Origin of the sequence: Marinomonas sp. 5E14-1 (genome assembly GCF_039939215.1) — a bacterium.
Lineage (GTDB): Bacteria > Pseudomonadota > Gammaproteobacteria > Pseudomonadales > Marinomonadaceae > Marinomonas.
In genome coordinates this window covers 104,542-114,349 of record NZ_JBDXMW010000012.1, presented here as the reverse complement: position 1 = coordinate 114,349, position 9,808 = coordinate 104,542, and the positions used below count along the sequence as shown (strand labels likewise).

The following is a 9,808-nucleotide window of genomic DNA, read 5'->3' as shown; positions in this document are numbered from 1 at the left end:
TCGTAAGACTTCAATTTTTTTGACCAAATACACACTAAAAATAGCAATGCAATGGTCTTCTGAAGTCTCCAGCGAGCGCCCACACAAATTATCTGTTTAAATTCTTAAAGAGCAAAATCAGGCACATCTCCTGACCGAGGAACGTATGATACAGATTAAATATTATGATGCAACACTTTCTCTAGCGAAAAACAAAAAAAGGCCACATTTTATATTGCAGCCTTCTTAGATCATTTCTTCCAGCAAATTTGCTTATTTAATTTCCAGGGCTTGCTCTTCTATGCGAGCTTTCCATTCCGCTGGGCCTGTAATGTGAACTGATGTTCCTTCAGAATCAACAGCAACAGTTACTGGCATATCCACAACGTCGAATTCGTAAATAGCCTCCATCCCAAGTTCTGGGAAAGCAATCACATCTGCTTTTTTGATTGCTTTTGAAACCAAATACGCAGCACCACCAACAGCCATCAGATAAACAGCACCGAACTCTTTAATCGCTTCTATAGCAATTGGCCCACGCTCAGATTTGCCTATCATACCAAGTAAGCCTGTTTCATCTAAAATGGTACGAGTAAACTTATCCATACGAGTCGCCGTTGTTGGACCGGCTGGACCAACGGCTTCATCTCTAACTGGATCCACAGGACCAACGTAATAAATAAAACGTCCTTTTAGATCAACTGGTAGCTCTTCACCATTCGCCAGCATTTCTACCATTTTCTTATGCGCGGCATCGCGACCAGTTAGCATTTTGCCATTCAGTAGAATGGTTTCACCTGGTTGCCATTCCTTTACTTGCTCTGGGGTAATTTCGTTTAAATTGACTCGACGAACACTTTCACCCACTTCCCAAGTAATTTCTGGCCAATCATCCAATGATGGTGGAACTAAGTCTGCAGGGCCGGAACCATCCAATACAAAATGCGCATGACGTGTTGCTGCACAGTTAGGGATCATAGCCACTGGCAAAGACGCTGCGTGTGTTGGGTAATCCATGATTTTGACATCTAACACCGTGGTTAAACCACCAAGACCCTGCGCGCCAATCCCTAAATTATTCACTTCTTCAAAGATCGCTAAACGCAACTCTTCTACTCGATTTTGCGGCCCACGTTCTTTCAGTTCATGAATATCAATAGGCTCCATCAGAGATTCTTTTGCCATGACCATGGCTTTCTCTGCCGTTCCACCAATACCGATACCTAACATACCTGGTGGACACCAGCCCGCGCCCATTATTGGTACTGTTTTTTTAACCCATTCAACGATGTCATCAGATGGGTTCAACATAGCAAGTTTAGATTTGTTCTCTGAACCGCCACCTTTTGCAGCCACATGCACCTCTACGGTGTCACCAGGAACAATCTCCATATGAATCACCGCTGGGGTATTGTCTTTGGTATTTTTACGGCCACCAGCAGGATCATCTAAGATTGAGGCGCGCAACACATTATCAGGATGAAGATAAGCACGACGTACACCTTCGTTAATCATGTCAGTAACACTTTTGCTACTTTCCCATTGAACATTCATGCCGACTTTAACAAAAACAGTCACGATACCCGTATCCTGGCAAATAGGGCGTTTACCTTCGGCACACATTCTTGAGTTGATGAGAATTTGCGCCATAGCATCCTTGGCTGCTTTACTCTCCTCTCTTTCATATGCGTCATGTACGGCATTAACGAAGTCTAGCGGATGGTAATATGAAATAAATTGCAGTGCGTCTGCGACACTATCAATCAAATCATTCTCTTTAATAATGCTCATGCTTCTCTCCTGCTGAGGATTATGATTATCTTGAATAGGAAATGGTAAAAGATGCAAGCAAGCAAAGGAAGTATTAAGGTGATTTTTAACAAAATATACCCCCTATCAATCAAATGAATAGGAGGCATATAGGAAAAAGAAATGATTTGATTAAGTATTAGCGGCTCATTTTTTGCTCATGGCTATCAGATTTAGGCTTCTGCACAGAATGCTGAATATACTCTTCCAAAATTTCAGCTGTAAACTTTTCTCGCTCAGACAAAGATGAAATACGCTCCGCCTCCCAATTAATTAGACGAATAAAAACAGAGTATTTTTTAATAAAGCCGTAGCCAATATCTCTGACACCAACTCCATTCGAATCCATCAAATAAATAACCTGCTCTAAACTCTTCTGAGTTTCAAACTGCCCACCCTCACTCGCAGCAATAAGCAATCGCTGAATTCGTTGAATTGGGTTTTCAGATGGTCTAGCATCTTTTTTCGATGAGCTGGACACCAAAAACTTATCTAGCATCTTCTCTGTGTGCTCTTCACGCTCCAGTACATCCTCGATAAGCGCCGACTCTCTCTCCAGCAACCGAATAAACAAACTTTTGTTTTTAATATCGGAGAATTCCAAGTCTTTAAGAGAAAGACCATTTTCACCCATGATATTAATTACTTTCTCATAAGAAGACATAGCTTCATCACCAACAGAAACAGCCAACGCCAACTCTCGACGCAGTTCATGCATAATTTTCGCCGCACGATAATCCTCTTTACGCTGCAAATGCTGCTGAAGTGACTCTTTCGCTTTTTCTAAATCTTGAGTGATCGCATCATAACCCTGAACTGCTTCTTGCTCATCTCGCAAGCAAGCCATACGAACACTAGTACAGCGCGTCTCCCACGCTTCATATGATTTTGCTCTTGCTTGAAACGCTCTTTCTATTGCCTCTTCAAAACTCTGTTCAATCCTTGCTCGCTCAGCCCTCTCTTGAACTTCATCCTGCTCATGCTCATACCGCTTCTGTTTTTTAGATTGTAGATTCTCTTGAGCCAGAGAACGCTGAGTATCAAGCGACTCAATATAAGATTGAACTTTCACCTCATCAAAGCCAGCAAGCTTCTCATAAACCTTGGACCAGTAACCATCCTCCACAAAGGGGATATTCGGATCGCTAGCAGCGTATTGTGTTTTTAAGGTTTCTGTGAATTCAGCATTATTTGAACGAAAAACACCTGTTGCATTAATGACATTATCACCAGATGACGAATAATTTATCGTATCAGCCTCATCACCGGTTTCTGCCGCACATTCACTTACAACTTCTTCGTCGTCCAAAACCGCTTCATTCCCCACACTTTCACTACTCGTCAAGTCCACTTCAGAATTCACACCTAACTCACTCTCTATTTCTGAATCGCCTAATTCGCTTTCAAATAAATCATCAACACTTTCTTCAAGATCATCGAGCTCTTCAAGATCATCGAGAATCGTTCGAGCAGATTCATAAGCTCGACTTGGATCATTATTTTTTTCACTAAAGCGGCGCTGGTAAACAGAAGGTTCGCAAGGAGTCTGCACGGAAGCTTGCTTAGCGAATCGAGGAGCTGCGCCCCCCCAACTAACACGATAAAGCATAGAACTGTCGCACAGTTGAAGAATCGGCAACTCTCGCTGAGCTATTTGATATTGCCTGATTAAAGACTCTGCGTGACGTAGCGCCACAGTAGATTCACTCGAGTTGGTCGACGTTGCTAAATTCAGCAATTTAACAACCTTCTGTATAGCCTTCTTCCTTCTGCGTACGCTCATAAAACAGACTTTCCAAATTGACTAAATATCATCCTAATAGAATACCAATCTTAAGCTTATTTCAATAGTAAAGATCAGCGCCGTCACCTAATGAAACCAAATCATCATTGAGTAATGATCGAACCTCATGCAAAGTCTTGGCCAAGTTTTCTTCCGTATACTCAACAGCAGGCAACTTACCCCACATAGGCCCTGGCCAACACAAATCAGTTGAGTAACGCACTATATGATGAAGATGTAATTGAGGCACCTGATTGCCGAGGGCGGCAACATTTAGCTTAGTCGCAGAAAAAGCATCATGCAAAACTTCTGAAAGCAAACAACTCTCAGCCATTAATCGCTGACGATCTTCCTCAACAAGCTGATAAATCTCAGTAATGCGGTTACGCTGGGGAATTAAAATAAACCAAGGGAACTGAGCATCATTCATCAACCTCAACTGGCACAATGGAAAACACCCAACCAACACAGAATCGCGCTTTAAAACTGGATCTAACTCAAACATCTTTATACATTCTCACTTTACAAAAAAGGCTTTCATAAGCACTATAGCACCCTCAATTTAAAAATCACTGAGAGACTTGGAGCTCGCATGACAACAATGCAATGTGTCTTGGATGCACAAGCGAAATTAGCTGAATGCCCACGCTGGGACGAAACAACTCAAACTCTATATTTTGTTGATATCGATTCCTTTAAGCTACATGCCTACAACATTCAATCAGAAACATTGAAATCACGCACCTTTGATGAAGAAATAGGCTGTTTCTCTTTGAGCAAAAATGGTGGGTTTATTGCTGCATTCCGATCAGGTGTTTACACATTCTCCGCCTTCGAAGCCCCATTAGAAACTTACTGGCTCGCTACATACAACCAAAAAACAACACGCTTTAATGACGGCCGTTGTGACGCGAAAGGTCGCTTTCTTGCCGGAACAATGTATTCACCAAAAGATGCATTTAAAGGCGCGCTACATCAGTTCAACCAAGGCCAAGAAAGGCTTATTGACCAAGCCGCCTGGACCTCAAACGGACTCGCTTTCTCTCCAGATAATAAAACCATGTACTATTCCGATACGCCGAATCACGTGGTTTATCAATTTGATTACGACCTTGAAACAGGCTCAGCAACAAATAAACGAGTCTTCATTGAATTTCCTCGCGGCAATGGTCGCCCAGATGGTGCCGCAGTGGATGCTGAAGGAAACTACTGGTCTGCTTTATACCAAGGTCAACGCGTCGTAAAAATAAGCCCTGAAGGAAATATTTTAGAAGAATATCCCGTACCTGCGACCTACCCAACTATGGTAGCATTTGGCGGCAAAGACATGAGCACCTTATTTGTAACCACATGTCGATCAGCCCAAACAGAAGAAGAATTAAAAGAATTCCCCAAAGCTGGCGGAATCTTTGCCATTACTGTTAATACCAAAGGTCAACACGAAGAAAAATTCGCTGGCTAATCATACAACCTAAAAAATAGACTACACTATCATGCGCGCAAGCAATTATTTATTTTCCACCCTACGTGATGCTCCAACCGATGCCGTCGTAACCAGTCACCAGCTTATGGTTCGTGCCGGCATGATTCGCCAGCTTTCCAAAGGCTTATACACTTGGCTACCAACAGGACTAAAAGTACTTCGTAAAGTCGAGAACATTGTCCGTGAAGAAATGGAAAAAGCAGGCTCACTTGAAGTCATGATGCCAGGTGTTCAACCAGCTGAATTATGGCAAGAGACTGGCCGCTGGCAGAAATACGGCGCAGAATTACTCCGTCTGCAGGATCGTCATGGTCGCGATTATTGCCTTGGACCAACTCACGAAGAAGTCATCACAGATCTTGCTCGCAATGAACTGACTAGCTACAAGCAACTACCAATGAACTTCTTCCAGATTCAAACAAAGTTCCGCGATGAAGTTCGCCCACGTTTTGGCGTTATGCGCTCTCGCGAGTTCTGCATGAAAGACGCTTATTCATTCCATGTTAATGAAGAGTCATTGCATGAGACCTACGAGGTAATGCATAAAGCCTATTGCAACGTATTCGATCGAATCGGTCTAGACTACCGTCCAGTACTTGCAGATACAGGCAGCATCGGCGGCGCGTACTCACATGAATTCCATGTACTTGCAGACTCTGGTGAAGATGACATTGCATTTAGTGATGCTTCTGATTTCGCAGCCAACGTAGAACTTGCAGAGGCAGTTTGCTTAAAATCAAAAGCCGACATACCAACACAAGAATTGACCGAAGTCTTAACACCGGACTGCAAGACAATCCAGCAAGTTGCTGAATTCCTTAAACTAGATGTCACTCAAACAGTGAAAACCATGCTAGTGAAAGGTCTAGATGAAAACGAGCAAGCAACCATTGTTGCTCTTGTATTGCGCGGCGACCACAACATCAATGAATTGAAAGTAGAAAAGCTTGAAGGCATTGTTTCTCCTTTTGAATTTGCCGATGAAGCTGACATCATCAACAAGATTGGTTGCGCACCTGGCTCAATTGGCCCTAAAGACTTAAAAGAGAAAGGTATCCGCATCATTGCTGACCGCTCAGCAGCCGTTATGTCTGACTTCTGTGCCGGCGCAAATAAAGATGACTATCACTTAACTGGTTTAAATTGGGAAAGAGACTGCCCAGATTTTGAAACAGCCGATTTGCGAAACGTTGTCGAAGGTGATCCATCTCCAGATGGCAAAGGTACAATCGTCATCAAACGCGGCATCGAAGTCGGTCACATTTTCCAATTAGGCCAACAGTATGCAGAAGCCTTAAAAGCAACCGTGCTAGATGAAAACGGTAAAGCTCAAGTAATGCACATGGGATGCTACGGAATCGGTGTTTCTCGCATTGTTGCTGCAGCCATTGAGCAAAATTTTGATGAGAAAGGTATCTTGTGGCCAGAAAGCATCACGCCTTTTGATGTTGTGATTGTTGCCATGAATTACGATAAATCCGAAGCAGTCCGCAACGAATGTGATCGCCTATATTCTGAGCTAAAAGCAAAAGGCTTCGATGTATTACTTGATGACCGCAAAGAACGTCCTGGTGTGAAATTCGCTGATTGCGAGCTGCTTGGTATTCCACATCGCCTTGTTGTCGGCGATAAAGGCTTAGCTAACGGCACACTCGAATACAAAAACCGTGCTCAAGGTGAAAACGAAGACGTTACGATTGCTAACTCTATCGACTTCATCTTAAACAAAAAATAAGCAGCACTATTTTACTCGAGCCACCTCATAAATTGAGGCTGGCTTGAGCAAATTTCTATAACGCTCATTTATTCCCTTCGTAAGCGGACAAAGCCACAATAAATAGGAAGCCAATATGACCACTATTTACCATAACCCGCGATGCTCTAAATCCCGTCAAACTCTACAACTATTAGAAGAGCACAACATTCAACCTGATGTTCGCCTCTATCTTCAAGAACCACCAAGTGTTGACGAACTTAAATGCATTCTAAATTTGCTTGATATGTCGCCTCTAGAGTTAATGAGAACAAAAGAAGCCCTCTACAAAGAACTTGGACTCAGCAAAGACTCCAGCGACGAAGAACAACTTCAAGCCATGCACCAGAACCCAAAACTGATTGAGCGCCCTATTGTCATTCATAATGATCAAGCCAAACTCGGCCGACCTCCAGAAAATGTTTTGGAATTATTCAAATGAGTGAATCACCTTACGTATTGATTTTATTCTATAGTCGCCATGGTTCCATTGCCGAAATGGCCAAACACATTGCCAGAGGCGCCAATAAAGTAAGCAATATAGAAGTAAAAATTCGCCAAGTTTCTGATGTCGCCGAAACAACTCAGACTGCACAACCAGAACTACCAGACGAAGGCGCTCCATACTGCACATTAGAGGAACTATCTAACTGCTCTGGCCTTGCCATCGGCTCTCCATCTTACTTTGGTAGCATGGCTGCGCCTTTGAAGCATTTCATCGACCAAACCTCAACACTGTGGCTTACAGGACAACTGATAGACAAACCTGCCTGCGGTTTTACCAGCGCAAGCACCATGCATGGTGGTCAAGAACAATGCCTACATAGCATGATGACACCTCTCTTGCATCATGGCATGGTTTGGGTCGGACTACCCTATAAGCATAAAGAACTGATTAGCACCACCACAGGTGGAACGCCTTATGGTGCAAGCCATTTAGCAAATGGCACCAGTGAAGTTGGTCTTTCAGAAGAAGAAAAAGCCTTATGCAAAGCTCAAGGTCAACGCATTGCAGAAATGGCACTTAAACTTAAGAAATAATTCTTTTTTCTCGAATAAAACTACGATCCTTTTGGACTCGTAGTTTTTATTCACCAATATCTTGAAGTTAAATAGCGATAAAACGCTTAGTATCTAGGCAACTCAATATCTTTAAACAATAACTCAACATCATGACGATTAGGCGCTTCCATTGCTGCCACAACTAAGTCTTTTGTTAGATGAGGTGCGAAAGATTCAATAAACTTGTACATGTAGCCACGGATAAAAGTGTTATTCCGAATCCCTATCTTCGTACAGCTGTCCTCAAATAAATGCGATGCATCTAAGGCAACTAAATCTGAATCTTGCTCTTTATCATAAGCCATAGAAGCAACAATACCGACACCTAGCCCCAGACGAACATAGGTTTTGATCACATCAGAATCGGCAGCAGTGAAAACCACGTTAGGGTTTAAGTCAGCATCCTGGAAGGCTTGATCCAACTGTGAACGCCCCGTAAAACCAAATACATAAGTCACTATCGGATATTCAGCCAAAGCTTCTAGAGTGAGTTTTTCCGTTTTCGCCAAAGGGTGATTTTTTGGCACAACTACAGATCGATTCCACGTATAGCAAGGCAACATAACCAAATTACCAAACTGCTCTAGCGCTTCAGTGGCAATCGCAAAATCCACAACACCATCATTCGACATTTCTGCAATTTGCATCGGCGTACCTTGATGCATGTGCAAAGTCACATCTGGATAACCTTCAATAAACTGGTTTATTACTTTAGGTAAAGCATATCTCGCTTGAGTGTGAGTGGTGGCGATATCAAGAGAACCTTTGCGCTCATCGCTAAACTCTTTTGCAACACGCTTAATGTTTTGCGTTTGATTCAACACTTCACCAGCCAACTCAATGATTTTTTCACCCGCTGGTGTTATATGCGTTAAATGCTTTCCACTACGCGCAAAGACCTCAACACCCAATTCATCTTCCAACAGACGAACCTGCTTACTAACACCTGGTTGCGAGGTGTATAAGCTTTGCGCTGTCGCCGAGACATTTAAATCGTGACGCGCGACTTCCCATATATACCTAAGCTGTTGTAGTTTCATCGTCTGCCTTATTCTAAAAAGAGTTAAAAACATAATAAAATATTACTTTATAGAATAGTAAAAAACCTCTAATGTTGCCAGCTTAAATAACTTCTATATGGTTTTCGAATGGATTTTCTTTGGTACATTTTTGCTGGTGCAGCTGTCGGTTTAGCAGTGGGCATTACTGGTGTTGGAGGTGGCTCTTTGATGACGCCCCTACTTTTGCTATTCGGCTTTCCTCCTCATATCGCCATCGGTACAGATTTAATGTATGCAGGCATAGCTAAAAGCACAGGCGTTGTTATGCACGCTAAACGAGGCAATGTAAATTGGAGAATTGTCTTTGCAATGGCTGCAGGAAGCATTCCGGCATCTTTTATTACCATATGGGCTTTGTCAAAATTTGAGAAGCCAGATCACTATCAAGAAATATTAACTGGCCTTTTAGGGTTAATGCTTGTCATGACTGCCATTGTGATCTTGTTTCGATCCAAGCTCACTAAAACACTGAACTTTGACTTCAGCACACAACAAAGCTCAAAAATCATTTTTGTATGCGGTATCGCTCTAGGTGCTTTAGTAACACTTACTTCTGTCGGTGCTGGCGCATTAGGCACAGCCATTATGATGATTTTATTCCCCGTGATGCGAGCAAAAAACATTGTCGGAACTGACCTAGCTCACGCCGTTCCTCTTACGCTGGTTGCTGGTATAGGGCATCTGTTCTTAGGCAATGTGGATTACACTCTGCTTGCTGCTTTATTGATTGGATCTATACCTACTATTTATGTAGGAACACGTATTGCGAGCTATGTGTCGAACCGTATTTTACAACCCGTACTTGCAACTACCCTTTTTGCTTTTGGTGTTAAGTATCTTTTTTTCTAAAAAGCCAAAAAACTGACCAATTACGGTTC

General features: G+C 42.6%; 9 protein-coding genes. 5 read left to right on the top strand and 4 right to left on the bottom strand.

The annotated features are described in order from the left end of the window. Positions 1-252 precede the first annotated feature (252 nt). From ABFY09_RS11985 to ABFY09_RS11975, 3 genes are all read right to left on the bottom strand, one after another. Positions 253-1,770, bottom strand: a complete 1,518-nt coding sequence (locus ABFY09_RS11985) for a fumarate hydratase (RefSeq protein WP_347984554.1) — start codon at positions 1,768-1,770, stop codon at positions 253-255. A gap of 157 nt (positions 1,771-1,927) precedes the next feature. Beyond that, entirely contained in the window at positions 1,928-3,571 is a 1,644-nt protein-coding gene (locus ABFY09_RS11980; RefSeq protein WP_347984553.1) for a DUF2786 domain-containing protein, read from the bottom strand. A gap of 61 nt (positions 3,572-3,632) precedes the next feature. Next, positions 3,633-4,076 (bottom strand): HIT domain-containing protein, encoded by a 444-nt coding sequence (locus ABFY09_RS11975; RefSeq protein WP_347984552.1) that lies wholly within the window; start codon positions 4,074-4,076, stop codon positions 3,633-3,635. An 87-nt stretch (positions 4,077-4,163) separates the two neighbouring features. On the opposite strand from ABFY09_RS11975, the gene ABFY09_RS11970 reads away from it, so the two are divergent. From ABFY09_RS11970 to wrbA, 4 genes are all read left to right on the top strand, one after another. Next, positions 4,164-5,033 carry an SMP-30/gluconolactonase/LRE family protein gene (locus ABFY09_RS11970; protein ID WP_347984551.1) on the top strand — a complete coding sequence of 290 codons (870 nt, stop codon included), beginning with the start codon at positions 4,164-4,166 and terminating at the stop codon, positions 5,031-5,033. A 31-nt stretch (positions 5,034-5,064) separates the two neighbouring features. Next, positions 5,065-6,789, top strand: coding sequence for a proline--tRNA ligase (locus ABFY09_RS11965; protein ID WP_347984550.1), 1,725 nt, complete (start codon positions 5,065-5,067; stop codon positions 6,787-6,789). Between the two features lie 115 nt (positions 6,790-6,904). Further along, complete coding sequence (gene arsC / locus ABFY09_RS11960) at positions 6,905-7,249, top strand: arsenate reductase (glutaredoxin) (RefSeq protein WP_347984549.1); 345 nt, start codon at positions 6,905-6,907, stop codon at positions 7,247-7,249. Further along, complete coding sequence (gene wrbA, locus ABFY09_RS11955; protein WP_347984548.1) at positions 7,246-7,848, top strand: NAD(P)H:quinone oxidoreductase; 603 nt, start codon at positions 7,246-7,248, stop codon at positions 7,846-7,848. The genes arsC and wrbA overlap by 4 nt, the downstream gene beginning before the upstream one ends. A gap of 86 nt (positions 7,849-7,934) precedes the next feature. Here wrbA and cysB read toward each other — a convergent pair whose 3' ends face one another. Further along, positions 7,935-8,909, bottom strand: coding sequence for an HTH-type transcriptional regulator CysB (gene cysB, locus ABFY09_RS11950; RefSeq protein ID WP_347984547.1), 975 nt, complete (start codon positions 8,907-8,909; stop codon positions 7,935-7,937). A gap of 108 nt (positions 8,910-9,017) precedes the next feature. On the opposite strand from cysB, the gene ABFY09_RS11945 reads away from it, so the two are divergent. After that, positions 9,018-9,779, top strand: a complete 762-nt coding sequence (locus tag ABFY09_RS11945; RefSeq protein WP_347984546.1) for a sulfite exporter TauE/SafE family protein — start codon at positions 9,018-9,020, stop codon at positions 9,777-9,779. Positions 9,780-9,808: the final 29 nt, after the last annotated feature.

What these genes read in the sequence shown, in the direction of transcription:
- ABFY09_RS11985 (WP_347984554.1), bottom strand. Translation starts at nt 1,770, where the DNA reads ATGAGCATTATTAAAGAGAATGATTTGATTGATAGTGTCGCAGACGCA.
- ABFY09_RS11980 (WP_347984553.1), bottom strand. Translation starts at nt 3,571, where the DNA reads ATGAGCGTACGCAGAAGGAAGAAGGCTATACAGAAGGTTGTTAAATTG.
- ABFY09_RS11975 (WP_347984552.1), bottom strand. Translation starts at nt 4,076, where the DNA reads ATGTTTGAGTTAGATCCAGTTTTAAAGCGCGATTCTGTGTTGGTTGGG.
- ABFY09_RS11970 (WP_347984551.1), top strand. Translation starts at nt 4,164, where the DNA reads ATGACAACAATGCAATGTGTCTTGGATGCACAAGCGAAATTAGCTGAA.
- ABFY09_RS11965 (WP_347984550.1), top strand. Translation starts at nt 5,065, where the DNA reads ATGCGCGCAAGCAATTATTTATTTTCCACCCTACGTGATGCTCCAACC.
- arsC (WP_347984549.1), top strand. Translation starts at nt 6,905, where the DNA reads ATGACCACTATTTACCATAACCCGCGATGCTCTAAATCCCGTCAAACT.
- wrbA (WP_347984548.1), top strand. Translation starts at nt 7,246, where the DNA reads ATGAGTGAATCACCTTACGTATTGATTTTATTCTATAGTCGCCATGGT.
- cysB (WP_347984547.1), bottom strand. Translation starts at nt 8,909, where the DNA reads ATGAAACTACAACAGCTTAGGTATATATGGGAAGTCGCGCGTCACGAT.
- ABFY09_RS11945 (WP_347984546.1), top strand. Translation starts at nt 9,018, where the DNA reads ATGGATTTTCTTTGGTACATTTTTGCTGGTGCAGCTGTCGGTTTAGCA.